Below are 24,208 nucleotides of genomic sequence, written 5' to 3'. Positions count from 1 at the left end.
AGGCGTGAACGTTCCCTTCCTGATAGCCTGGCGCTACTTCCGCTCGAAGAAAAAGCGCAACATCATCAGCATCATTTCCAACATCTCCATGATTGGGGTGGCCGTGGGAACGATGGCGCTGATCATTGTGCTATCGGTGTTCAACGGCCTCGAAGACCTGGTACGCTCGCTCTACGGCAAATCCGACCCCGATCTGAAAATCACCGCCGTGCAGGGCAAGAGCTTTGCCGTCGATAGCTTTTTGCTGCAGCGCCTAGGTACGGTGCCCGGCGTGGGCCTCGTGACGGAGGTTATCGAAGACAACGCCCTGCTGCGCTACCACGAGCGGCAAATGGTGGTGAAGATGAAGGGCGTGTCGGAGAACTACTACGGCCAGAGCGACATCGATTCGGCCATTGTCGACGGCGACCACCGCCTGCGCCGCAACGGCGAAGACTTTGCCCTGATTGGCGCCGGCGTGCAGCACGAGCTCAGCATCGCGCTCGAAAACCGGTTTTCGCCCCTGCAGCTGCTGTACCCGCGCAACACGCCGGGCAAGCGCACGCTCAGCATCAACCCCGAAAACGCCTTCAACCAGGAGCCCATCTTGGCCGGCGGCGTGTTTGCCATCGAGCAGCACGTCGACGACAGCTACATTTTCGTGCCCTTGGAGTTTGCCCAGCGCCTGCTCAAGTACGGCAACCGCCGCACCTCCCTGGAGGTAAACGTGGCCGGCCGCCCCATCGACGAGGTGCAAACCGAGCTCAAGCAGCTCCTGGGTGGGCAGTTTCAGGTGCTCAACTCCGATGAGCAGCACGTATCGCTGCTCAAAGCCATCAAGGTGGAGAAGATGTTCGTGTTCATCACCTTCGCCTTTATTCTGCTGATTGCCTCGCTCAACATCTTCTTCTCGCTCTCGATGCTGGTTATCGACAAGCGCAAGGATGTGGCAATCCTGATGGCCATGGGCGCTACGCCCAACACCGTGCGGCGCATTTTCCTGATGGAGGGGGCCATTGTGGCCCAGGTGGGGGCCATTACCGGGCTCGTGCTGGGGGTTAGCATCTGCTGGCTGCAGCAGCGCTTCGAGCTCGTGTCGATGGGCATGGCCACCAGCGTGGTGAATGCCTACCCCGTAAAAATGCAGCTATCCGACGTGGTGTGGGTGGGCATTGCCATTGTGCTCATCACCATCACGGTATCGATCAGGCCGGCGCTCAACGCCCCCCAAATCGACTTGCGCGAGAACCTCTAGCATAAGCTCGACTGTTTTCGGTCGCCTGCGGTCAACATTTGCGGCAGCCTGCGGGTTGTTAATCGAGCTGTACCGGCTGTTTGCCGACCGGCACGGTATTGTTGGTCTATGACGTATAACTATTTATAGAATCAATTTCAATATTGTTGAAATTATATGCTATTTAGCATTTGTTCCTACTTTCAACGCTGCTTTCGTTGTCGCCATGAAGGTTTCTACTTCACAGCCTTTCCAAATAGTGTACTCGCTCTTTGAGCACGAGTACCTGGGATATCTGTTTGAATCCTACGTGGTTCAGCGCAATGCTAAGGGGCAGCTGACCCTGCAGCACCAGAACATTTCGGCCATGAACGCGGCCGAATTCGCCGACGGCCTCGACGCTAACGACTTCGAGCTGATAGCCCTGACCGACCAAATTCAGCAGGACGCCGTCATCAAAGAATTCTGGCCGAAAAAAACGACCCCGGCCGATTTCTTCCTGAAGATTTACGACCCCGAGAAGGGCGACAAAGGTCTGCAGGAGCGCATTTGCCAGTACGTGCAGCAACGCATGGGCCAGCTGCTCGACGGGCTGCACGGCAAGCACGTGTTTATCATGGGCAAAGACGGCGAGCCTACCTGGAAGGAAATTTCGGTAGCGCCCGAGCCGGCTTCGGTGCTGTTCCACTTTCGCCGCAACCCCGAAAACACGCACTATTTCCCCACCATCCAGTACCGCGGCCAGCGGCTCGACTTTCAGCAGCGCGACGCCGTGATGGTGTGCTGCCAGCCCGCCTGGATGCTGCTCGATGGAGTGCTCCACAACTTCCGCAACGAGGTTGACGGCAAGAAGCTGCAGCCCTTCCTCAACAAGAAATTCATCGTGATACCTAGGCAGGTGGAGGACAGCTACTACCAGCGCTTTGTGGCGCCCCTGGTAGAGTCGTTCGACGTGCATGCCCGCGGGTTCGATATTCGCTCGGAGCGCTACCAGGCCAAGCCGCACCTCATCTTTTCGGATGTGCCGGGGCACGGCGGCACGATGTACGACACGGACCCCAACGCCGAGCAGATTCATTTCGACATTGCTTTCCAGTACGGCGACCATATCGTGCGCAACCACGATAAGCGCGTGAGCGTGAAGCTGGAGAAGACGTCGGACTCGTACGTGTTCCACCGCCTGATCCGGGACTTGGAAAACGAGCAGAACTTTATCCGGGAGCTGCAAGACCGCGCCCTGGAGGTGCGCAACGGCCGCGCCGTGCTCGAGAAAGCCACCGCCTTTAAGTGGCTGCACTCGCACGCCGAGGAACTGGCCCGCCTAGGTTTTACGGTGCAGCAAGGCAGCACCTCGGGTAAGGACTACTTTATCGGCACGGTAACGGTGAACGTGGGCATCACCGAGAACAACGACTGGTTCGACATCCACGGCACGGTGCGCTTCGGCGAGTTCGAAATACCCTTCGTGAAGCTGCGGCCCTACATCCTGCAGAAGCGCCACGAGTTTAAGCTGCCCAACGGCCAGATTGCCATTATTCCGGAGGAGTGGTTTACGCAGTACCTCGAGCTGTTTGCCTTCTCGGAGGAGCACCACCACTCGCTCACGCTCAAAAAGCACCACGTAGCGCTGGTTTCGGACCTGGAGAACGGTAACCTCGCCACCGTAACCATGAGCCGCAAGCTGGAGCGCCTGCGCGGCTTCGAGGCCGTGGAAGACCGGCCCCTGCCTGCCGGCTTTAATGGCGCCCTGCGCCCCTACCAGCAAGCCGGCTACAACTGGCTGCACTTTGTGCAGGAGTACCACTTTGGCGGCTGCTTGGCCGACGATATGGGCTTGGGCAAAGCCCAGCCGCTGCATGCGCGCATACTGACCCCTACGGGCTGGACCACTATGGGGGAAGTGCAAATCGGCGACGAAGTGATTAACGCGCAGGGTGGCCGCTCGCGCATTACGGGCGTGTTTCCGCAGGGCGAGAAAGAAATTTTCCGCGTTACGTTTACCGACGGGGCCACGGCCGAATGCTGCGCCGAACACCTATGGGCGGTGCAAAGCCCGGTGCAGAAGCACCGCGGCCAAGGTTTTCGGGTGAAAGAGCTCCGCGAGCTGCGCCATGATCTGCACGACAAGCACGGCAACACCAAATGGTTTGTACCCGTGGTGCAGCCGGTTGCCTTTGCGCCCCGGCCTGTTACCATCGATCCGTATTTCCTGGGCCTGTTGCTAGGCGATGGTTGCTTCCGGCAGAACAGCATTGCACTGTCTTCGGGCGACACCGAAATTGTGGCGTATGCTACCGAAGCCTTGCCCAAAGGCTTGCGGGTGCGTCGTAATCCGGGTTCGTATGACTATGCATTTGTAAAGGACACCGGCTGGACCAACCAGCTGATGCAGCAGGTAAAACACCTAGGGCTGAAAGGAAAAGGCTCGAAGGATAAGTTTATCCCGGAGGACTACCTGTTCAACGACGTGCCCACGCGTGTGGCCTTGCTGCAGGGCCTTATGGATACCGACGGCTACGTATCGGCCAGCGGCGACGTATGCCAGTTCACGACCACCTCGGCCCAGCTGGCTGAGGGCCTTACCAGCTTGGTGCAGTCACTGGGCGGCACGGCAAAGCGTACCAGCAAAACCCCGACCTACCGCTATGCCGGCGAGCTGCGGACCGGAATGGTAGCGTACACCCTCACGCTGTCGTTGCCGCCCGATGTGATGCCCTTCCGGCTGGCGCGCAAGCTGGCGCTGTACCGCCCCAAGACCAAATACCTGCCCTACCGCGGTATCAAATCCGTCGAGCGCGTGGGCAGCATGCCTGCGCAGTGCATTGCCGTGGATGCGCCCGACCGCCTGTACGTTACCGACAACTTCGTGGTGACGCACAACACCATCCAGACGCTGGCCATGCTATTGCAGCGCAAGGAAAGCGGTGCGGCGGGCGGCGCGGCCTCGTTGCTGGTAATGCCTACCTCGCTGGTTTACAACTGGCTAAACGAGGCCCAGAAGTTTACGCCCGGCTTGCGCGTGCTGACCTACACCGGCACCTACCGCGACAAAAACGTGGAGCAGTTTGCCGATTACGACCTCATTCTGACGTCGTACGGCATTGTGCGCCTCGATGCCGAGCTGCTCAAAACCTACAAGTTCGACTACGTCATCCTCGACGAGTCGCAGGCCATCAAGAACCCCAGCTCCACCACCTCGCAGGCGGTGCGGCACCTGCACTCGCGCCACCGGCTCATCCTCACGGGCACGCCCGTGGAGAACAGCACCATGGATTTGTGGTCGCAGATGTCGTTTATCAACCCGGGCCTCCTAGGTTCGCAGGCGTTCTTCCGCAAGGAGTTCCTGAAGCCGATTGAGAAGGAGAAGGACGAGCTGAAGACGCGGCGCCTGCATACGCTCATCAAGCCGTTTATCCTGCGCAGGCACAAAGCGCAGGTGGCAACCGAGCTGCCCGAGAAGATTGAGCACCTGAGCTATTGCCGCATGACCGACGAGCAGCAGCAGTGCTACGAGGAAACCAAGAGCTACTACCGCAACAAGATTCTGCAGAGCATTGAGGAGCACGGCACGGCCAGCACCCAGTTTATGCTGCTGCAGGGCCTTACCAAGCTGCGCCAAATTGCCAACCACCCCCGCATGGCCGACGAAACCTACGAGGCCGAATCGGGCAAGCTGCGCGAGGTGGTGCGCATGATCCGGAGCGTGGTGGCCGAGGGGCACAAGGTGCTGGTGTTTAGTCAGTTCGTGAAGCACCTGGAGCTGGTGCGCCACGTGCTCGACGAAAAGCAGATTGAGTATGCCTACCTCGACGGCAACACCCGCGACCGGCACAAGGAAGTAGCCCGCTTTCAGAAAGACGAGGACCTGCGCGTGTTCCTCATCTCGCTGAAAGCCGGCGGCGTGGGCCTGAACCTGACGGCCGCCGACTACGTGTTCATTCTCGACCCGTGGTGGAACCCCGCCGTGGAAGCCCAAGCCGTCGACCGCGCCCACCGCATCGGGCAGGAGCGCACGGTGTTCACCTACAAGTTCATCACCAAGGGCACGGTGGAGGAGAAGATCCTGGCCCTGCAAAACCGGAAAATTCAGCTGGTATCGGACCTGATAACCACCGACGAGGCCATCATCAAGAGCCTCACCAAGGAGGATATTGAGGAGTTGCTGGGGTAAGAACCGCAACCGCCATGCTCTACTTTAAAGCAGCTTTTGGCCTGGGCCGGAAGCTGCTTTTTTTGGGCGGCTAGGTGGCTGTGCGCGCAGCGGCGAACTGCCGGCACAACTCGATTACCCGCGCTACATCGGCTGGGGTATGCAGGGCCGAAAGCACCACGCGGGTAATGCACGGGTCGGTAGGCGAGGGGTAAGGAAAGCTCGAGATAAGCACCTGCTGTTGCTGCAGGTAACCGGCCAACTCGTTGGTGGGGGTATAGAACACCGGCAATCCTTCGGCCGAATGGAACAGCCCTAGGTGCGCGGTGGCCGTGGCAAAGAGGGCAGCGTGGGCAGCCACTTGCTGCCGGGCTTGCCGATACAGCGCTTGGGCGTGCAGAAAGGCATATAAATATGCAGGCACCACCGGCGAGCTGGCTGCGAAAAACGCACTCCGGCGCAGGCTGCCCACAAAAGCGGCATCGGCCAGTACCACCCCGCCGGGTATGCCGCACGCCTTACCTAGGGAGCTGACCACCACCAGGCGCACCGTATCGGGCACGCTGATTTCGGTGAAGATGCCGGCCCCGTCGCGGCCAATCAGCCCGAAGCCGTGCGAGTCGTCGAGGAGCAGCGTGATGGGGCGGTCGGTGGGTAGCTCGGTGGTCCAGGCGAAGTCGTAGCGCTGCACCCGCAGGGCATCGAGCGAATTGCTGACGATAACAACCGGGTGCGGCGTTTCGTGGCGCAGGCGGCGAAGCAAGTGCTGCGCCCATTCATCGAAGGTGCGCGTGGCGGCCACCAAAGCGGGGTGCTCGGTAAGCCAGGCGGCGGGGTGCGTGCCCGGCGCGTACTCGAAGCGGCCCGCGTTGGCCAGGGCCTTCACGGCCATTTGCCCCGCCAAGTACCCCGACGACACCGTGAGGGCCGCTTCGGCCCCGGTGTAGTGCCCTAGGTATGCCTCGGCTTCGTCGTAAATGCGAAGCTGCAGCGAGCTGTTGCGGGAGCTGCTATAGTTGGTGCCGTAACGGGCTAATCCTTCGGCAAGCAGCTCGGCAAAAACCGGATTGCGCGGAATGCCTAGGTAGCTGGTGCCGCTGCAGAACAAGTACTCGCGGCCATCGGCGCATAAGGTGCGGCCCGGCAGGTAGTCGGCGTGCAGCATGGGCAAGCAATGACATTATTGAGCGACTAACATATGCTGTTCTAGGGCATTCTGTACATTGCTGCGGTGTAAGCAATATGCTTGTTCCCATGGATGATCTGCGCAATACCGACCCTGAGGACATCAATGATGTGTTAAAGCTGATTGAAAAGTCCTTTAGTATTCGTTTCGGGCAGACGGACTTTCAGCATGTAGTCACCTTTGGCGAGCTGTGCGATGTTGTTGTGGATAAGCTCAAGCAGCGACCTTTCGACAACAGTTGTACTTCACAACAGGCTTTTTACAAGCTACGCGGGGCCATAAAAGCCGTCGGCATACAATTTGAGGAGCAGCTTGCCCCGCAAACCAGCCTTTCCTTCTTACTTCCGCGCCTCAAGCGCCGCAAGTACGTAGCGCAGCTTCAGCATGAGTTAGGATTGTCACTGAACTGGTTGCTTACGCCTAAGTGGTGGATTGTATCAGTATTGGCGGTGGTGTCTGCTGGTTCACTTATTTACCTATTCATTGATGCAAGCACAGGAGTATTAGCATTTGCTGCCTCGTTAGCTGGATGGACTCTTGCATTTAGACTAGGTCGGGAGTTGCAAGTAAAGACAGTAGGACAGCTGGTTACTAAGCTGATGCAAGAGCACTACGCGCAGATGCGTCGGCAAAGCAATACTGTAAACCACCTCGAAGTACCTGAATTACTGCGTCAGCTGTTTGCTGATCGATTATATCTAAACCCAACGGTACTGACGCGTGAGGCCACGATTAACTAGCACATCAAGCGCGCCATCTATTTCATAGGTTGCTGCATGATTTGTCGCGGCACAAGCCTGCCCCTGCTAACTTACCCGCAAACTGCTAGTAACCGTCACAAAATCTATGGCGCATACCTATCCCGCACAGCTCCGGCTTGCGCTTGTCTTAGCCGCCTTCCTAGGTGCCGCAACGGCTGCCACCGCCCAGGAGGCAGCCGCGCCCAACCGGAAGCTGGGTTTGCAGGTGCACTACGGCGCCGGGGCCAACTTTCAGGCGGCCGGGCAGCGCGACACCCCCGAGGAGCTGAACAGTGTCGATCTGGTCGGCTCGGCCGGCGGGGCTGAACTATCGTACCGCGTGGGCAAGGCCGGGGCCGTGGCCCTGGGCTACACCCGCACCGTGAACATGCAGCAAAAGCACATCAGCTACAGCACGGGCTACGCCATGCCTTCTTCGCTCGATTTCCGCCTGCGCTACATCAACAACGCCTTTCAGGCCGTGTACGAGCGGGCTTTTTCGGCCGATTTCAAGGCCCACGCCGGCTTGCTGTACCTCACCACGGCCAAGCAGTCGGCCACCGTCAACGGCTCGTTGGGCAGCGGCATGCCGTTGGTGCTGGTGTCGGAAACAAACCGCAGCAACAGCTTTGCTGAGGAGGGCGGCGTGGTGGCGGGCCTGGAGTACTCGCGCCCCGTCGATACGCGCCTGCGCCTGGGCCTGAAAGTGCGCTGCTACTACCTGGCGTCGGTGAGCACGTTCGAGATGCTGACGCTCACGCCCACGCTCACCTACCGTTTGTAACGGCAAGCCGAACACTGGCCGCCCCGCGCGGTTTGCATAGCCTATGCGCCTGCAGCTCCGCACCCCCGTGGCCCAACCGCCTGCTCAGGTTTGGGCCGGCTTTACCCGTCAGCTTTTCCTCGACCTGGCCCCGCCCGTGCCGCAGCTGCGCCTGTTGCGCTTCGATGGCTGCCACCGCGGCGACGTGGTCGAAATTGAAATGCACCTAGGGCCGCTGCGCCTCGCCCGCTGGACGGCCCTCATCACCGAGCACGGCGAGCTGCCCGGCGGTGGCCGCTACTTCGTGGACCTAGGGCAGCAGCTGCCCGGGCCCTTGCGCTACTGGCAGCACCGCCACCTGCTGGAGGCCGCCCCGGGCGGCGGCACCGTAATCGTGGAAGACCTGGAGTACCGCACCTTTTCGTCGGTGCTCGATGCTTTGCTGTACCCGCTGGTGTGGGCGCAGTTTGCCTGGCGCCGCCCCATTTACCGGCGGTATTTCGGGGCGCAGTAGGCAGTACGATTTCTCGCGGAGGCTCGCGGAGGTATGCGCGGAGGTGCGCCGAGGGCCCCGAGCAAACCCCGGGCGGGTTGAACCTAGGCGGCGCGGCGGTTGTCCGTATGCCTGGTACTTACCTCGGCCGCCTGCGCCGAGGTGCGTACCTTTGCCTTTCGTACCTGTTTTGCCGAATACCCATGTCAGCCGCTACCATTTTTCTGAAGCCCGGTAAAGACCAATCCTTGCGCCGCCTGCACCCGTGGGTGTTTTCGGGCGCCATTGCCCGCATGCAGGGCGAAGTGGTAGAGGGCAAGGTAGTGAGCGTGCATGCCCACAACGGCGAGCTGCTGGGCCAGGGCCACTACGCGCCGGGCTCCATTGCCGTGCGCATGCTGGCCTTCGGCGAAACCGCGCCTATCGACGCTGCTTTCTGGGTTGAAAAGCTGCGCAACGCCTACAAGCTGCGCCACAGCCTGGGCCTCACGGGGCAGGGCAACACCAACGTGTACCGCCTGGTGCACGCCGAAGGCGACGGCCTGCCCGGCCTCATCATCGACGTGTACGGCGACGTAGCCGTGGTGCAGGCCCACAGCGCCGGCATGTACCAGGCCCGCCCCGACATTGCCGCCGCCCTGCAGCAAGCCGTGCCCGGCCTGCGCGCCATCTACGACAAGAGCAGCGAAACCGTACCCGCCAAAGCCGCGCCCGGCGCCCAAAACGTCTACCTCTTCGGCGAGAGCACCGGGGCCGAGCACGTGGTAAACGAAAACGGCCACCGCTTTGCTGTGGACTGGGAAACCGGCCAGAAAACCGGCTTCTTCATCGACCAGCGCGACAACCGGGCCCTGCTGGCCCGCTACGCCCCCGGCCGCCGCGTGCTCAACACGTTTTGCTACACCGGCGGATTCTCGGTATACGCCCTGCAAGCCGGCGCCGAGCTGGTGCACTCCGTCGATTCGAGCAAGAAGGCCATCGAGCTGACGAACCGCAACGCCGAGCTATCGGGCCTAGGGGATAAGCACGAGGCATATGCGCAGGACGTGTTCTCGTTCCTGAAAGACCGTCACAACCAATACGACCTCATCGTGCTCGATCCGCCGGCGTTTGCCAAGCACCTTTCGGCCCGCCACAACGCCATTATGGGCTACAAGCGCCTGAACGTGGCCGGCATCAGGCAAATCGCGCCCGGTGGGCTGCTGTTCACCTTCAGCTGCTCGCAGGTAGTGAGCATGGAGCTGTTCGAGGGCGCCGTAATGGCCGCCGCCATCGAGGCCGGCCGCCCGGCGCGCATCCTGCACCGCCTCACCCAGCCCGCCGACCACCCCGTTAGCCTGTTCCACCCCGAGGGCGAGTACCTGAAGGGCCTGGTGCTGGCCGTGGATTAGTCCGCTTCCCTGCAATCCTGACGAAGGACCTTATCAAGGCTGAATGGCTGGCGTAACAACGTCGGGTTCTGGCCTGGTAAGGTCCTTCCTTCGTCAGGATGACAATGGAAAAACGTAGCAGCAGCAGAATAGCGTAAACATTACCTGCCGAAACGCATTTCTTAGCAGCACGTCTTTGCTCAAACCCGCCGATACTGCCAGCGCATTTCATGTCCGTTCTGCCCGCCGCCCGCAAGTTCCGCCAAGCGTCTTCCCTTAAGCAGCCCGTGGCCGTAATCGGGGCGGGCATTGGCGGTATTGCGGCGGCTGTGCGGCTGGCCGCCACGGGGCATAATGTCACGGTATTTGAAGGCCGCGAGTCGTTCGGCGGCAAAATGCACCAGTTCGACCTGCCCGGCGGCTACCGCTTCGACGCCGGCCCCTCGCTCTTCACGCTGCCGCAGCTCGTCGACGACCTATTCCGGCTGGCCGAGCGCGACCCTAAAGACTACTTCCGCTACGAGCGCCTCGACCCGATTACGCAGTACTTCTTTGCCGATGGCACGCGCCTCACGGCCTGGGCCGACGAAGACAAGTTTGCCCACGAGGTAGAGCAAAAGCTGCGGGTGCCCGCGGCCGAGGTGCGCCACTTTCTGCAGGGTGCCCGCCGCGCCTACGAGGCCACGGCCTCTACCTTTCTGCACAAGTCGCTGCACCGGCCGCAAAGCTACCTCAGCCGCGATACGCTGCGCGCCGTGGCCGAAATGCCGCGCCTGGGTTTGCTGAGCTCCATGCACCGGCGGCACCAGCGGGCTTTCCCGAAGGATGCGCGCCTGGTGCAGCTCTTCGACCGGTTTGCCACCTACAACGGCTCCGACCCGTACCAAGCCCCCGCCACGCTGAGCATGATTCCGCACCTCGAGCACGGCATCGGCGCGTTTTACCCCGAGGGCGGCATCTACAGCATTGCCAGCAGCCTGGTGCAGCTGGCCGAGGAGCTGGGCGTAGAGTTCCGGTACCAGGAGCCCGTGGAGGAAATCCTGACCGCTGGCAGCCGCATTACGGGCGTGCGCACGGCGCAGGATGTGTACGATTTTACGCAGGTAGTCAGCAACATGGATGTGGTGCCTACCTACCGCCGCCTGCTGCCCCAGCAGCCCGCCCCCGAGCGCACCCTGGGGCAGCCTAGGTCGTCGTCGGCGCTGATTTTCTACTGGGGCATCGGGCAGGCGTTTCCGGAGCTGGGCGTGCACAACATCTTCTTCTCCGCGGATTACCGCCGCGAGTTCGAGGCTATCTTCCGGCAGAAAACCGTGGCTGACGACGTAACCGTGTACGTCAACATCACCTCCAAAAAAACGCCCGCCGACGCCCCCGCCGGCCACGAAAACTGGTTTGTGATGGTGAACGTGCCCCACGACGAAGGCCAGGATTGGGGGGCCCTTACGCAGCATACCCGCGCCGCCGTGCTGCGCCGCCTAAACCAAGCCCTCGGCCTAGACGTTGAGACACTGATCCGGGCCGAACGCGTGTGGACGCCCCCAGGCATTGCCGCCGATACTTCGTCGCAGGGCGGGGCGTTGTACGGCAGCTCCTCCAACACCATGATGGCGGCGTTTCTGCGCCACCCCAATTTCTCGCGCAAGCTGGAGGGGCTGTACTTTTGCGGCGGCTCGGTGCACCCCGGCGGCGGCATACCGCTGTGCCTGCTGTCGGCCAAAATCACTGCTGATTTAATTAATAATGCCTAATTATTAATTAATAATTCTTTTCGTTGATGCCACAACCCGATCAACTGACCCCGCCGGTGGCGGCACCGCCGGCACCGGGCTCGTCGCGCCGGTTGCGCTTCGCGCAGTTTGTGATGCTGCTGTTCTACGCAACGGGTTTTATAGGCCTGGGCTACTCGCAGGACCCCACCTTTTACCTGCAGTTTATGCCCCTGACGCTGCTGCTCACGGCGGCGCTGCTCCTGGGCTTCGATAAGCACAGCCCGGCGCCCATGTTCGGCTGGTTTGCCCTTACCACCATGCTGGTGGGCTATGGCGTGGAGGTGGCCGGCGTGCAAACCGGGGTTATTTTCGGGCGTTACGAGTACGGCACTACGCTGGGGCCTAAGTTCCTGGGTACGCCCGTGATTATCGGCCTCAACTGGCTGATTCTGACGTATGTGGCCGGTGGGTTGGCGCAGCGCCTGCCGCTGCCGGGCTTTGTGCGCGCCTTGCTGGCCGCCGTGCTCATGGTGGGGCTCGATGTGTGCATCGAGCCGGTGGCGGTGCATTTTGGGTGGTGGAAGTGGTTTGCCGATCTCATCCCGATGCAGAACTTCAAGGCCTGGTTTGCCGTCTCGCTGATCCTGCAAGTGTACTTCAACCGCAGCCGCGTAGCGGCGGGGCGCAACCCGCTGGTGCCGTTCGTGTACATGCTGCAATTGCTGTTCTTTTTTGCATTAGGGCTGCTGATCACCTAATTTGCCTGGCTGCCGCGTTTTCGTACCCGCTTACCCCCCGCTCATGAGCCGAACTTTACGCGACACCCTACTCGAAGAAGCCAACCAGCTGTTCAGGCGCGAAGGCATCGAAAGCCAGTCGCAGGAGCAAATCATAGCCGCGCTCGACGTGTCGCCGGTCACCTTTCGGGAGATGTTTGCCGACAAGGCCGACCTGGTGATGCAAACGCTGCAATACGACATCGACCGGCAAAAGCGCGAGCACGCCGAGCTGTTTGCGCTGGTGCAAAACCCCGTGGGGCGGCTGCTGAGCTTGCTTGAGCTGGGCATCCGCGACCTGCGCGACATTTCGCCCACGTACTTCGCCGACCTCATTCAGCACTACCCGCAGGTGTGGGAGGCAGCCCAGCAACACCTGGCCACGTACTCGTTTCCGCAGATTTCGGGCATCCTCAACGATGGCGTGCTGCAAAAGCTGCTGCGCGGCGACATCAACATTGGCCTCGTTACTAAAATCATTCTCGAGCAGCTCAACATGGTGCTGAACGAGCAGATATTTCCGCCTACCCGCTACAACGTGGCCGAGGTATTCCGCAGCGTGTACCTGTACTACTTCCGCGGCCTGTGCACCGACGAGGGCATTCGGGCCGCCGGGGCCTACTTCGCCCGCATGTAGTTGGGTGACAGGTTACACGTGACAAGTGACAGGTAACACGCGAGCCGGGTGCGTGCCTAGGTGGCGTGGGCCCGGCAAGTGGCAGGCACCTGCTGCAGCAAAACCTGAATGAAACAGCAAGGGCCGCTCCCGTTGGGGGGCGGCCCTTGCTGTTGGTGCCGGGCAGGCAGCACACGTGTCACCTGTTACCTGTCACCTCATCACCTAAAAAATTAACTAATCGACACGCGCACTTTTTTGGTGTACTCGCGCAGCGCGGCCGTAAACTCCACGCCGTGGTCTTTCATGTGGTTGAGAATCCAGATAGCGGCAAACACGTGCGTGAGCTGCTCGCCTTCGTCCTCGCCTTCTACCTCAAACGAAGGCTGGCGCTCATCGAGCAGGGCTTCTTCGGCCTCCACCAGGGTTTGCAGGGTTTGGCTTTCAACCAAGCGCTTAATGGCCGGAATTTTCATAGCGGGGTACTAACGGAGTTTATCGATAAGCGAAGCCACGGCGTCTTCCTTGCTGGCTGCTACGGTGTCAACCAGCTCGCCGTTCCGGAATACGGCAAAGAAGGGCAGGTTGGTAACGTTGGCCGCTTTGCGCGCTTCGGGGCTGTTCTCGGCGTTTACATCCAGAAACACCACCTGCTCGTTGCCGGCCTGGTCGGAGAGGCGCTTGAACTTGGGCGAAAACAAGCGGCAGTTGCCGCACCAATCGGCGTAGTACTTCACAACTACTTTCTCGTTTTCCTGCAGAAGCTGCTGAAAATCAGCATCGGTGGCTTTGATTACGGCCATGAATCGTATGTGTGTGTAAAGGGAGGAAGTAAGAGCAGCTAAGAATCATTCTTATCTGGCTGCAAACCTAAAGCGTTTCGGGCAGAAAATAGTTTAGCCCGCAAGGCACAGGCCACTGCCTTTTCCCCAACGCGCCCGCGCCCCAATGGTTTAAACCGGGTGGCTTGAGGCCGGCAAAACGCCCTTTGCCGGAGGCTGCGCAAGGCCCGCGTCGGGCGGCTTGGGCGGGCGGGCGGCAGGGCTACGCGGCCGGTGCGGTTATCCTGCAGGGGAGCTTCGCCGTACAGCAACCACATGCAACGCTTCTTCCTTTGGCTGGTGCCTTTGTTGGCGCTTCTGCTGGCCTGCTCGCCCGACGAACGGGCCCGCACGGAAGCGGTGCCGCCCGTGGTACGTATGCGCAACATTGTTTTCTTCGGCAACTCGCTCACGGCGGGTTACGGCCTGCCGCCCCACCAGGCGTTTCCGGCGCTTATTCAGCAAAAAATTGATTCGTCGGGGCTGGCCTGGCAATGCATCAACGCCGGCGTAAGCGGCGAAACCACGGCCGGCGGCCTGCACCGCCTGCCCGCGGTGCTGAGCAAGCGCCGGCCCGATGTGTTTGTGCTGGAGCTGGGCGCCAACGATGGCCTGCGCGGCATACCCGTGCGCGAAACCACCCAGAACCTGCAGCGCATCATCGAGGAGGTGCACCGCAAGTACCCCGATGCCCAGGTGGTGCTGGTGGGCATGGAGTTTCCCTTCGACCTAGGGCCGCTGGGCAACCACCAGTTTGCGCGCTACGCCCAGGAGTTCAAGGCTTTGTTCCGGCAGGTGGCCGATAAAAACCGCCTGCCCTTTGTGCCCTTTTTGCTGCAGGGCGTGCTAGGTCGGCCCGAGCTGAACCTGCCCGACCGTGCCCACCCCAACGCCGCCGGCTACCGCATTGTGGCCGAAAACGTGTGGCAGGTACTGGAGCCGGTGCTACGCCAGGCCCCGGCGAACGAAAAAGAGGCGGGCACCTAGGGGGTGCCCGCCTCTTTTTCGTTCGCCGGGGCAGCTGTTAGCTATCAGCTATTAGCTGTTAGTTTTCGCCTGCCAGTTGCTTGCGGCCGGAGGTGGTCGCGGGTTTTCGGTTGTCGGGGTGCAACCACTCCCGGCCGCTAAAAGCCAACAGCTGATAGCTAACAGCTAAACGCTGACAGCTTACTTAGCCGCCAATACGTTGGCGTTGTACATCAGCTCGTAGTACTCGGTGGCCATGCGGCCCGACTCGAACTGCGGCTCCACCTCGCGCATGGCGGTTTGCACGGCCTGCCAGTAGGCCTCGGGGTTGCCGTAGTACAGCGGCAGAATCTCCTGCTCCAACACATCGAGCGTGCCGCTCGATTCGATGGCGTCCTTCGTGTCGTCCGACTCGTGCAGCTCGGCCAGCGGAATCAGGAAGCCGTTTTCGCCGTGGCGCACGAACTCAGGAATCCAGCCGTCGGGGATGCTCAGGTTGAGCGCGCCGTTCATGGCGGCCGTCATGCCCGAGGTGCCCGAGGCTTCGCGCGGGAAGCGCGGCGTGTTCAGCCAAATGTCGCAGCCCTTCTTCAGCAAGGCCGAAAGCTGCAGCTCGTAGCCCGTAAGTACGGCGCACTGCTTCAGGTGGCGGGTGCGCTTAATCAGGTCGTTGAACAAGCCGATGGCGGCGTAATCCTTGGGATAAGGCTTGCCAGCCCAGATTACCTGCACCGGGCGCTCCGAGCTGCGCACCAGGGCCTCGAAGCGGGCAAAGTCGTGCAGAATAAGGTTGGCGCGCTTGTAGCCGGCAAAGCGGCGGGCCCACACCACCGTGAGGGCATCCGGGTCGAAGAGGTTGCCGGTTTGGTTGGCTACTTCCTTAAACAGCTCCTGCTTGAGCTGGCGCTTGCGGGCTTTCAGGGCGTCGGTGTCCTTGGCGGCCAGGGCTTCGTGCAGCTGCTTGTCGCGCCAGTAGGTGCCGTTTTGCGAGTTGGTGATGTGGATGATGGGGCAAATGCCCGCGTTGCCGGCCCACATTTGGTTCGACACGCGGCCGTGTACCGCCGATACCCCGTTGGCAATGTGCGACATGCGCAACGCCGTGAGGGTGTAGTTGACGCGCTCGTGCTCCACAAAGCCCAGGCGGCGCACCTCCTCGCCCGATACCCCGGCGAAGAACGTCATGTCGTCGAGCAGCTTGAAGCCGTGCTCCTCGTTGCCGGCCAGCTCGGGCGTGTGCGTGGTGAACACCAGGCGCTTTTGCACCTCCTCCAGCTTGTGGCCGTGCTTGTTGTAGAGGTAGAAGCCCAGGGGCAGGCCGTGGCCCTCGTTGAGGTGGTACACCTCGGGCGTTTTGCCGATTACATCGAGCAGCTTGCCGCCGCCCACGCCCAGCAGAATGCTCTGGGCCACGCGCGCGGCCAGGTCGGCGTCGTAGAGGTGGTGCGAGATGGTGCGCGAGAGGTAGTCGTTCTCGGGCACGTCGGTGGTCAGGAAGAACATGGGGCACGTGCCGAACACCTCGGGGGCGAGGTAGTAGGCGCGCACCTTCACGGGGGCGTTGTGAATGGTGATTTCGAACATCACGCCCGTATCCTGCAAAAAGCTGTAGTGCTTATGGATGTAGTCGACGCGCAGGGTTTCGTCTTCCTGGCGGGCCTGGTCGTAGTAGCCGTAGGTCCAGAGAATGCCGATGCCGATCAGGTTTTGCTTCAGCTCGTAGGCCGAGCGCATGTGCGAGCCCGCCAAAAAGCCCAGGCCACCGCTGTAGGTTTTGAGGGCCTGATCGATGGCAAACTCCATGGAGAAGTAAGCCGCCGGTTTGCTGAACTCGGGTGCTGGCTGGTACGAGGTAAATGAAAAGGCCATTTCGTTTAAAAACTGTTGGAAATGAAGCTGGTAAAGCTGCTAAACAAGAAAAAGGCGCGCCCCGCGGGCGCAGCCGGGTGATGATGACGTGGCAAGCGCAACCGCTTAAGCGGCAAGCACCTAGGCCGGCTGCCCAGGCGCCCCCGGCAGCCCTAGGTGCCGGCGGGCTGCTACGGCCGCGGCAGGCCAAAGTGCATGCGAATTAGGGGCTAAGCGCAAGAAAAAGTAAATAAATAACGCAAATTATCTGCAATTGCCGAGGTAGGTTTGAGTGCGCGCTCCGGAGCATGCTACTTTGGAGCGTTTCCGCTAGGTTGCTTTTCCGCTTATTTTCCCCATTCCTATGTCCCGTAAGTTTTCCTGGGCGCCGCTGCTGCTGATGCTGCTCGGCGCGCCTGTGGCCAGCCAAGCGGCCGAGCCTGCCCCAGTAGCCGTTGCCAAAAGCGGCATTACCCGCATCGACCCCACTTTTTGGTGGGTGGGCATGAAAAACCCCGAGCTGCAATTGCTCGTGTACGGCCCCGGAATCGGTTCCGGCACGGCCGCAATCGATGGCAGCTACCCCGGCGTAACGCTTACCAGCCAGGAAAAACTCGAGAACCCGAACTACCTGCTCGTCAACCTGCGCATCGAGCCCACGGCCAAGCCGGGCAAGTTGCCGCTCACGTTTACGGGCGGCGCCAAAAAGCAGAAGTTTCAGTACGAGCTGCGCGCCCGCACCACGCCGGGCGACAAATCGAAGGTGCAGGGCATCGGCACCGCCGATTTTATTTACCTGCTGATGCCCGACCGGTTTGCCAACGGCAACCCCAAAAACGACATCGTGAAGGGCATGCAGGCGCCGGGCATTGCCCGCGACTCCATGTTCTCGCGCCACGGCGGCGACCTGAAGGGCATCGAAGACCACTTCGGCTACCTCAAGGAGCTGGGCGTAACGGCCATCTGGCCCACGCCCATCGTGGAGAACGACGAGCCCAAAGCCAGCTACCACGGCTACGCGGCCACCGATTGGTACCGCGTTGACCCCCGCTACGGCACCAACGACGACTACGTGCGCTTTGTGCAGCGCGCCCACCAGCAGGGCCTGAAAGTGGTACACGACGTGGTGCTGAACCACATGGGCACCTCGGGCTACCTCGTGAAGGACGCGCCCGCGAAGGACTGGTTTCATCAGTGGCCCACGTTCACGCGCTCCAACTTCCGCGACGCCGCCTTCAACGACCCATACGTATCGGCTGCCGACCGCAAGCAGTTTGGCGAGGGGTGGTTTGACAAGCACATGGCCGACCTAAACCAGAGCAACCCGCAGGTGGCCCGCTACCTTATCCAGAACTTCCTGTGGTGGGTAGAGTACACCGGCCTCGACGGCTACCGCGTGGATACCTACACCTATTCGGACCGCAAGTTTCTGATGGACTGGGGCAAAGCCATTCTGGATGAGTACCCCAACTTGGGGATGTTTGCCGAAACCTGGGTGCAGGGCACGGCGCAGCAGGCCTACTTCGCGCGCAACATCTTCCCGGAGGTGCAGGGCTTTAAGAGCAACATGCCCGGCGTGCTCGATTTTCAGCTGCAGTACGCCCTCAACGAGGCCCTGACCAAAGATGCGGGCTGGACGGAAGGCATCAGCCGGCTGTACTACACCATGCAGGCCGACTGGATGTACGAAGACCCGCAGCGCAACGTGGTGTTCCTCGACAACCACGACGTGAGCCGCTTCTTCTCGGTGGTGGGCGAAGACTTTCAGAAGTACAAGATGGGCATTGCCTGGCTGCTGACCACGCGCGGCACCCCGCAGCTGTACTACGGCACCGAGGTGCTGATGAAAAACTACTCGAACCCCGACGGCAAAGTGCGCGAGGATTTCCCCGGCGGCTGGCCCGGCGACAAAAACAACGCCTTTACCAAAACCGGCCGCACCGAGCAGCAGCAGGCCGCGTTCGAGTACGTAAGCCGCCTGGCCAACTACCGCAAAACGCACCCCGTGCTGCACACCGGCAAGTACATGCACTTCATCCCCGATAACGGCGTGTATACTTACTTCCGCTACAACGAGCAGGGCGAAACCGTGATGGTGGTGATGAACGCCAGCAAGGAAGCCAAAACCGTGGATACCGCCCGCTTTGCCGAGCGCATGCAAGGCTACAAATCGGCGCAGGAGGTAATTACCGGCACCTCGCTCGACAACCTCGCCACGCTGAAAGTGCCCGCCTACACGGCCTGGGTGCTGGAGCTGAAGAAGTAGCTTTCGACCTAGGGTTTTTAGCCCGCAGAGGGCGCAGAGGCTTGTCGCAGAAGGCGCTGATGCACGAGAACGAAATATCCTTTTCGATTCGAAAAGCGGCGTACAACATTCACACGGCTCTTGGGCCGGGGTTGTTGGAGTCGGTGTACGAGACGTTGCTGTGCCACGAGCTGCGCAAGGCTGGGCTGCGGGTGCAAACCCAGGTGGCGCTGCCTGTGCTGTACGACGGCCTGAAGCTGGAAAACGGCTTTCGGTTGGACGTGCTGGTGGAAAACAAAGTAGTAGTGGAGCTGAAGTCGGTGGAAACGCTTTTAGAAGTGCACCACATGCAGCTCATCACGTACTTAAAACTTTCGGGCCTGAAGCTCGGGCTGCTGATCAACTTCAACGTGCCCCTGATCAAAAACGGCATCTTTCGCAAAGTCAACGGCTTGGGTACCTAGGGCTCAGCGCCTTCTGCGAAAACCTCTGCGCCCTCTGCGGGCTAAAAATCATCCGAACCATGACCGACCTAACCAACCAAGTAGCCATTGTAACCGGGGCCAGCCGCGGCATTGGCCGGGCCATTGCCACGCTGCTGGCCCTGCAGGGCGCCCAGGTAGTGCTGGTAGCCCGCTCCGAAGACGACCTGCTGGAGGTAGCCCACAAAACCAACGGCCTGCCCGTGGTGGCCGATGTCAGCCAAGAAGCCGACGCGCAGCTGGTGGTGGCCGAGGCCCTGAACCGCTACGGCCGCCTCGATATGGTGGTGTGCAACGCGGGCGTGGGCTCCTTCAACCTGCTCGAAAACTTTGAGGAGGCCGAGTGGGACCGGATGTTCGACGTGAACGTGAAGGGCACCTTCCTGCTTTGCAAAGCCGCTTTGCCGCACCTCAAGGAGCAGCGCCGCGGCCACATCGTGGGCATTGCCTCCGACGTGAGCAAGCGCACCTTTGCCCACGGCACCGCCTACGGCGCCAGCAAATACGCCCAGCACGCCGTGCTCGATGCCCTGCGCAAGGAGGTGCGCCCGCACGGCATCAAAGTGAGCGTGATTTACCCCGGGCTCGTCGATACCCACTTCAACGCCTCGCGGCCCGGCTCGCCCGAAAAGCAGCTTACCCACCTGCAACCCCTGGATGTAGCCCAGGCCGTGCGCTACGTATTGGAGGCTCCGGCCCACGTAGTAATCGACGAGCTGATGCTGCACCCCCTTACGCAGGAGTGGTAGCCGAACCGCAGCCCGGCCGTGCCTGCCGGTAGTGCGCGGCCCTAGGTAGCCGCAAGCCTTTGGGCGCACCGGCCCAACCACCTCGCACTTTTCCTAACTTACGAGCCGTATGCGACGCTCCCTCCTCCTGTCAGCCACCGCGCTAAGCCTTGGGCTTGCCTCTTTTACCTTGTACCCCCATACGCCCCCGGCCCCTTTGCCCGTGGACCACGCCGCCGACCTAGCCGCCGACCCCAACACCACCGACGAGGTACCGAAGGACAACAAGCTCGTCATCTACCAGATGATGGTGCGCCTGTTCGGTAACCAGAAAACCACCAACAAGCCCTTCGGCTCGGCGGCCGAAAACGGCGTTGGCAAGTTCAACGACATCAACGACAAGGCCCTGCAAGAGCTCAAAAAGCTGGGGGCCTCGCACGTGTGGTACACCGGCGTGCTGGAGCACGCCACCATGGCCGACTACAGCAAGCTGGGCATTGCCCTCGACGACGCCGACGTGGTAAAAGGCCGCGCCGGCTCGCCCTACGCCGTGAAGGACTACTACGACGTGGACCCCGACCTGGCCGTGGACCCCAAAAAGCGCATGCAGGAGTTTGAAGCCCTGGTGCAGCGCACCCACAAAAACGGCCTCAAGCTGCTCATCGACTTTATTCCGAACCACGTAGCCCGCAGCTATAAGTCGGATGCCAAGCCCGCCGGCGTGATTGACCTGGGCCAGAAGGACGACAAAACCAAGGCCTTTGCCCCCGGCAACAACTTCTACTACCTGCCCGGCAAAAGCCTGGTGGTGCCCAAAGGCAACAACCCCCTGGGTGCCGCCATCAAAGGGCCCAAGGAAGACGGCAAGTTTGCCGAAACCCCGGCCAAGGCCACCGGCAACGACGTATTTTCGGAAACGCCCTCCATCGATGACTGGTTTGAGACCATCAAGCTGAACTACGGCGTGGATTACCAGGCCGGCCGCAAAACGTACTTCGAGCCCGTGCCCGACACGTGGCTGAAAATGCGCGACATTCTGGTGTACTGGGCCAAGAAGGACGTCGACGGTTTCCGCTGCGACGTGGCCGAGATGGTGCCCGTGGAGTTTTGGGCCTGGGTTATTCCGGAGGTGAAAAAGGTGAAGCCCGACATCATCTTTCTGGCCGAAGCCTACAACCCCAAGGAGTACCGCAAGTACCTGGAGCAGGGCAAGTTCGATTTCCTCTACGACAAGGTGGGCCTCTACGACGGCCTGCGCCGCCTGATGCGCGACGAGGGCAAAACCGAGGACATTACCAAGGTGTGGAGCGAAGAAAGCCGCGGCTTCTCTTCCAACATGCTGCGCTTCCTGGAAAACCACGACGAGCAGCGCATCGCCTCCAAGGATTTTGCCGGCGACCCGATGCGCGCCATCCCGGCCATGACGGTATCGGCCACCCTGGGCTCGGGCCCCGTCATGATTTACTTTGGGCAGGAGGTAGGCGAGCCGGGCCGCGGGGCCGAGGGCTTCTCGGGCGAAGACGGCCGCACCACCATTTTCGACTACTGGGGCGTGCCCGAGCACCAGAAATGGCTGAACGGCGGCAAGTTCGACGGCGGCAAGCTCAGCTTGCAGCAAAAGCAGCTGCGCGACTTCTACAGCCGCCTGCTGAACCTGTGCAGCTCGCACGAGGCCCTGCGCCGCGGCCGCTTCTACGAGCTGCAGGATGCCAACAACCTGGCCAAGGAGTACAACGATAAAAACCTGTACGCCTACCTGCGCTACACCGAAAACAAGCGCGTGCTGGTGGTCGTCAACTTCAGCGCCACCCAAACCTACGTGCCCACCCTCAAGGTGCCGCCCACGGCCTGGCAGCTGATGGGCCTCGACCCGCTGCGCAACCAGTTTACTTACACCGACGTGCTCAACGGCCGCACCGTGAGCAACACCTCGCGCGTTACGCTGCCGCCCCTCTCGGCCGTGGTACTCGAAATAAATCCGCTGCAATAGGGGTGTTGGGGCTTGGCTGCTCAGGAGCTTGGCTGTGCAGGCCCGCCTGGCCCCAAGCCCCAAAGCCCCCGGCAGCACCTAGGTGCCCCGGGCCTGTTACATTGCTAAGCACCTAGGTCCCAGCCCCCAACTACCCCAGGCTCCCAAGCCCCTCAGTCCCTAAGATCCCCTCTCATTCATGGCCACCGCTTCCGCCACTGTGCCGGCCGGCACGCAGCACAAACCGCGGCTCTCGTTCTGGCAAATCTGGAACATGAGCTTCGGCTTCCTCGGCATTCAGTTTGGCTTTGCCCTGCAAAACGCCAACGTAAGCCGCATTTTCGAAACCATGGGCGGCACCGAAATAGCCTTGTACTGGCTGGCCGCGCCGCTGACGGGCCTGCTGGTGCAGCCCATCATTGGGTACATGTCCGACCGCACATGGTCGCCTAAGTGGGGGCGCCGCCGGCCCTACTTTTTGGTGGGCGCTATTCTGGCCTCGATTGCGCTGTTGGTAATGCCCAACGTTACGGCGCTCTGGATGGCGGTGGGCATGCTCTGGATCATGGACTCGAGCATCAACATTTCCATGGAGCCTTTCCGGGCACTCGTGGGCGACCTGCTGCCCTCGGAGCAGCGCACCACCGGTTTCGCGGCCCAAACCTTTTTCATCGGGGTAGGGGCCGTGGTGGCTTCGGCCCTGCCCTGGATGTTCACCAACTGGTTTGATGTGCCCAATACCGCCCCGGCCGGCCAAATTCCGCCCTCGGTGCGCTACGCGTTTTACCTGGGCGGCGCGGCCTTCTTTTTGGCCGTGCTCTGGACGGTGCTGCGCACGCGCGAATACCCGCCGGCCGACCTGGCCGCTTTTGAGGAGGAAAAGCGCCGCAACGCCGGTTTTATGAACGGCGTGCGCGAATCGTTTGCGGGCGTGCTGCACATGCCCGCTACCATGCGGCAGCTGGCCGTGGTGCAGTTCTTTTCGTGGCTGGCGTTGTTTTCGATGTGGATTTACACCACCCCGGCCGTTACCAGCCACATCTACCACACTTCCGATGCCACCTCCAAGCTCTACAACGAAGGCGCCGACTGGGTAGGTGTTTGCTTTGCCGTGTACAACGGCGTATCGGCGGTGTTTGCCCTGCTGCTGCCCGCCATTGCCAAAGCTACCAGCCGCCGTTTCACGCACATGATTTGCCTGGCAGCGGGCGGCCTGGGTCTGATTTCGTTCTACTTCATTCAGGACCCCAAGATGCTGCTGCTCTCGATGGTGGGCGTGGGCATCGCGTGGGCGTCCATCTTGTCGGTGCCGTACGCCATGCTGGCCGGGGCCCTGCCCGCCAACAAAATGGGCTACTACATGGGCGTGTTCAACTTCTTCATCGTGATTCCGCAGGTGGTGGCGGGCCTGATTCTGGGCTTCTTCACCAAAAACGTGTTCGGCGGCGAAAGCATTTACACGCTGGTGCTGGGCGGCTGCTCGATGATTATTTCGGGCCTGCTGACGCTGCGCGTTAACGATGCCGACGATGTGCACCTGCCCGATGTGGAGCCCGTAACCGGCCCCGCCTACGAGGCCCCGGTGCAGGCCGATCCGCGGGTGTAGCCCGTACGCAACTCCCCAACGCCGAACGCCCCGGCAGCCAGTACTGGCTGCCGGGGCGTTCGGCGTTTAAAGGCACCTAGGGGCTCACAGGCCCAGGCGCAGCCAGTGCTGGGCGGGCAGCTCCTCGGTAAAAGTGTGCACGGCGGCACCTAGGCGCGTGGCCTCGGGCACCTCGGGGTCGAGCTGCCGGATGCGTTCGTTCATAATTTCGGCCTGGTAGGGCGTAACCAGGTAGGCAATGCGGCGGGGCGGGGGTACGGCAGCCGCCATCCGCTCCCGAAACGTGTGCAGCACCCAGGCAAAATCCTCGACGGAGGCCAAGCCGCGGGCGCGCAAGTCAATCAGCCAGCGGCCGCTTTGGTGCTCCTGGCCCAGCGCCAGGGCGGCGGCGTAGCCCGAGCGGTGCTCCTCCGACGACACGGGGCGTACCCAGCGCATAAACAGCAGCTGCAGATCGGGGCGGTACGAAAGGCGCAGGTAATCGTGGTGGTTGATGAGGTGCATAGCGGCGGAGTGCACAAGGG

At 61.3% G+C, this 24,208-nt stretch carries 20 protein-coding genes; 15 read left to right on the top strand and 5 right to left on the bottom strand.

The genetic code is table 11. The annotated features are described in order from the left end of the window. Window positions 1-4: 4 nt before the first annotated feature. Window positions 5-1,234, top strand: a complete 1,230-nt coding sequence (locus OIS50_RS14890) for an ABC transporter permease (protein WP_264691429.1) — start codon at window positions 5-7, stop codon at window positions 1,232-1,234. A 238-nt stretch (window positions 1,235-1,472) separates the two neighbouring features. Next, window positions 1,473-5,384 (top strand): SNF2-related protein, encoded by a 3,912-nt coding sequence (locus OIS50_RS14885; protein WP_264691428.1) that lies wholly within the window; start codon window positions 1,473-1,475, stop codon window positions 5,382-5,384. Window positions 5,385-5,454: 70 nt separating this feature from the next. Here OIS50_RS14885 and OIS50_RS14880 read toward each other — a convergent pair whose 3' ends face one another. Further along, window positions 5,455-6,528, bottom strand: coding sequence for an aminotransferase class I/II-fold pyridoxal phosphate-dependent enzyme (locus OIS50_RS14880; protein ID WP_264691427.1), 1,074 nt, complete (start codon window positions 6,526-6,528; stop codon window positions 5,455-5,457). 89 nt (window positions 6,529-6,617) lie between these two features. On the opposite strand from OIS50_RS14880, the gene OIS50_RS14875 reads away from it, so the two are divergent. The 7 genes from OIS50_RS14875 to OIS50_RS14845 all read left to right on the top strand — a co-directional run bounded on the left by OIS50_RS14875 (window position 6,618) and on the right by OIS50_RS14845 (window position 13,040). Beyond that, window positions 6,618-7,289: a hypothetical protein gene (locus tag OIS50_RS14875; protein WP_264691426.1), complete on the top strand. Its 672-nt coding sequence runs from the start codon at window positions 6,618-6,620 to the stop codon at window positions 7,287-7,289. 106 nt (window positions 7,290-7,395) lie between these two features. Then, window positions 7,396-8,073, top strand: a complete 678-nt coding sequence (locus OIS50_RS14870; RefSeq protein WP_264691425.1) for a hypothetical protein — start codon at window positions 7,396-7,398, stop codon at window positions 8,071-8,073. Between the two features lie 43 nt (window positions 8,074-8,116). Continuing rightward, window positions 8,117-8,566, top strand: coding sequence for an SRPBCC family protein (locus tag OIS50_RS14865; protein ID WP_264691424.1), 450 nt, complete (start codon window positions 8,117-8,119; stop codon window positions 8,564-8,566). A gap of 182 nt (window positions 8,567-8,748) precedes the next feature. Further along, on the top strand, window positions 8,749-9,936 hold the full coding sequence (locus OIS50_RS14860; protein ID WP_264691423.1) for a class I SAM-dependent rRNA methyltransferase: 1,188 nt from the start codon (window positions 8,749-8,751) through the stop codon (window positions 9,934-9,936). Between the two features lie 209 nt (window positions 9,937-10,145). Further along, window positions 10,146-11,666, top strand: a complete 1,521-nt coding sequence (gene crtD / locus OIS50_RS14855) for a 1-hydroxycarotenoid 3,4-desaturase CrtD (RefSeq protein WP_264691422.1) — start codon at window positions 10,146-10,148, stop codon at window positions 11,664-11,666. Window positions 11,667-11,692: 26 nt separating this feature from the next. Beyond that, window positions 11,693-12,385 carry a carotenoid biosynthesis protein gene (locus OIS50_RS14850; protein ID WP_264691421.1) on the top strand — a complete coding sequence of 231 codons (693 nt, stop codon included), beginning with the start codon at window positions 11,693-11,695 and terminating at the stop codon, window positions 12,383-12,385. 43 nt (window positions 12,386-12,428) lie between these two features. Then, on the top strand, window positions 12,429-13,040 hold the full coding sequence (locus tag OIS50_RS14845; RefSeq protein ID WP_264691420.1) for a TetR/AcrR family transcriptional regulator: 612 nt from the start codon (window positions 12,429-12,431) through the stop codon (window positions 13,038-13,040). 212 nt (window positions 13,041-13,252) lie between these two features. On the opposite strand, the gene OIS50_RS14840 is transcribed toward OIS50_RS14845, so the two are convergent. After that, window positions 13,253-13,495, bottom strand: a complete 243-nt coding sequence (locus tag OIS50_RS14840) for a DUF6952 family protein (protein ID WP_059071614.1) — start codon at window positions 13,493-13,495, stop codon at window positions 13,253-13,255. A 9-nt stretch (window positions 13,496-13,504) separates the two neighbouring features. Next, window positions 13,505-13,822: a thioredoxin family protein gene (locus OIS50_RS14835; protein ID WP_264691419.1), complete on the bottom strand. Its 318-nt coding sequence runs from the start codon at window positions 13,820-13,822 to the stop codon at window positions 13,505-13,507. A gap of 294 nt (window positions 13,823-14,116) precedes the next feature. Here OIS50_RS14835 and OIS50_RS14830 point away from each other — a divergent pair, with 294 nt between their 5' ends. Then, on the top strand, window positions 14,117-14,827 hold the full coding sequence (locus OIS50_RS14830; RefSeq protein ID WP_264691418.1) for an arylesterase: 711 nt from the start codon (window positions 14,117-14,119) through the stop codon (window positions 14,825-14,827). Between the two features lie 180 nt (window positions 14,828-15,007). Here the strand turns inward: OIS50_RS14830 and glgP are convergent, their stop codons facing one another. Beyond that, a complete protein-coding gene (gene glgP / locus OIS50_RS14825) occupies window positions 15,008-16,675 on the bottom strand; it encodes an alpha-glucan family phosphorylase (RefSeq protein WP_264691417.1) in 1,668 nt (555 codons plus the stop codon). Window positions 16,676-17,018: 343 nt separating this feature from the next. Here glgP and OIS50_RS14820 point away from each other — a divergent pair, with 343 nt between their 5' ends. The 5 genes from OIS50_RS14820 (at window position 17,019) to OIS50_RS14800 (ending at window position 23,684) form a co-directional block, all read left to right on the top strand. Beyond that, the gene (locus tag OIS50_RS14820; RefSeq protein WP_264691415.1) at window positions 17,019-18,920 is read left to right on the top strand and encodes a glycoside hydrolase family 13 protein; all 1,902 of its coding nucleotides are present in this window, start codon (window positions 17,019-17,021) and stop codon (window positions 18,918-18,920) included. A gap of 59 nt (window positions 18,921-18,979) precedes the next feature. Next, window positions 18,980-19,363, top strand: a complete 384-nt coding sequence (locus tag OIS50_RS14815) for a GxxExxY protein (RefSeq protein ID WP_264691414.1) — start codon at window positions 18,980-18,982, stop codon at window positions 19,361-19,363. Between the two features lie 59 nt (window positions 19,364-19,422). Beyond that, window positions 19,423-20,130, top strand: a complete 708-nt coding sequence (locus tag OIS50_RS14810) for an SDR family oxidoreductase (RefSeq protein ID WP_264691413.1) — start codon at window positions 19,423-19,425, stop codon at window positions 20,128-20,130. Between the two features lie 283 nt (window positions 20,131-20,413). After that, the gene (locus tag OIS50_RS14805; protein ID WP_264694386.1) at window positions 20,414-22,099 is read left to right on the top strand and encodes an alpha-amylase family glycosyl hydrolase; all 1,686 of its coding nucleotides are present in this window, start codon (window positions 20,414-20,416) and stop codon (window positions 22,097-22,099) included. Between the two features lie 178 nt (window positions 22,100-22,277). Beyond that, entirely contained in the window at window positions 22,278-23,684 is a 1,407-nt protein-coding gene (locus OIS50_RS14800) for an MFS transporter (protein WP_264691412.1), read from the top strand. An 84-nt stretch (window positions 23,685-23,768) separates the two neighbouring features. Here the strand turns inward: OIS50_RS14800 and OIS50_RS14795 are convergent, their stop codons facing one another. Continuing rightward, a complete protein-coding gene (locus tag OIS50_RS14795; protein ID WP_264691411.1) occupies window positions 23,769-24,203 on the bottom strand; it encodes a hypothetical protein in 435 nt (144 codons plus the stop codon). Between the last annotated feature and the right edge of the window lie 5 nt (window positions 24,204-24,208).

The organism is Hymenobacter sp. YIM 151858-1, from assembly GCF_025979705.1.
In the GTDB taxonomy this organism is placed as follows: domain Bacteria; phylum Bacteroidota; class Bacteroidia; order Cytophagales; family Hymenobacteraceae; genus Solirubrum.
This window is presented reverse-complemented; position numbering and strand designations above follow the sequence as displayed.

Coding starts and splice junctions, on each gene's coding strand:
- OIS50_RS14880 (WP_264691427.1), bottom strand. CDS start 6,528: ATGCTGCACGCCGACTACCTGCCGGGCCGCACCTTATGCGCCGATGGC.
- OIS50_RS14875 (WP_264691426.1), top strand. CDS start 6,618: ATGGATGATCTGCGCAATACCGACCCTGAGGACATCAATGATGTGTTA.
- OIS50_RS14870 (WP_264691425.1), top strand. CDS start 7,396: ATGGCGCATACCTATCCCGCACAGCTCCGGCTTGCGCTTGTCTTAGCC.
- OIS50_RS14865 (WP_264691424.1), top strand. CDS start 8,117: ATGCGCCTGCAGCTCCGCACCCCCGTGGCCCAACCGCCTGCTCAGGTT.
- OIS50_RS14860 (WP_264691423.1), top strand. CDS start 8,749: ATGTCAGCCGCTACCATTTTTCTGAAGCCCGGTAAAGACCAATCCTTG.
- crtD (WP_264691422.1), top strand. CDS start 10,146: ATGTCCGTTCTGCCCGCCGCCCGCAAGTTCCGCCAAGCGTCTTCCCTT.
- OIS50_RS14850 (WP_264691421.1), top strand. CDS start 11,693: ATGCCACAACCCGATCAACTGACCCCGCCGGTGGCGGCACCGCCGGCA.
- OIS50_RS14845 (WP_264691420.1), top strand. CDS start 12,429: ATGAGCCGAACTTTACGCGACACCCTACTCGAAGAAGCCAACCAGCTG.
- OIS50_RS14840 (WP_059071614.1), bottom strand. CDS start 13,495: ATGAAAATTCCGGCCATTAAGCGCTTGGTTGAAAGCCAAACCCTGCAA.
- OIS50_RS14835 (WP_264691419.1), bottom strand. CDS start 13,822: ATGGCCGTAATCAAAGCCACCGATGCTGATTTTCAGCAGCTTCTGCAG.
- OIS50_RS14830 (WP_264691418.1), top strand. CDS start 14,117: ATGCAACGCTTCTTCCTTTGGCTGGTGCCTTTGTTGGCGCTTCTGCTG.
- glgP (WP_264691417.1), bottom strand. CDS start 16,675: ATGGCCTTTTCATTTACCTCGTACCAGCCAGCACCCGAGTTCAGCAAA.
- OIS50_RS14820 (WP_264691415.1), top strand. CDS start 17,019: ATGTCCCGTAAGTTTTCCTGGGCGCCGCTGCTGCTGATGCTGCTCGGC.
- OIS50_RS14815 (WP_264691414.1), top strand. CDS start 18,980: ATGCACGAGAACGAAATATCCTTTTCGATTCGAAAAGCGGCGTACAAC.
- OIS50_RS14810 (WP_264691413.1), top strand. CDS start 19,423: ATGACCGACCTAACCAACCAAGTAGCCATTGTAACCGGGGCCAGCCGC.
- OIS50_RS14805 (WP_264694386.1), top strand. CDS start 20,414: ATGATGGTGCGCCTGTTCGGTAACCAGAAAACCACCAACAAGCCCTTC.
- OIS50_RS14800 (WP_264691412.1), top strand. CDS start 22,278: ATGGCCACCGCTTCCGCCACTGTGCCGGCCGGCACGCAGCACAAACCG.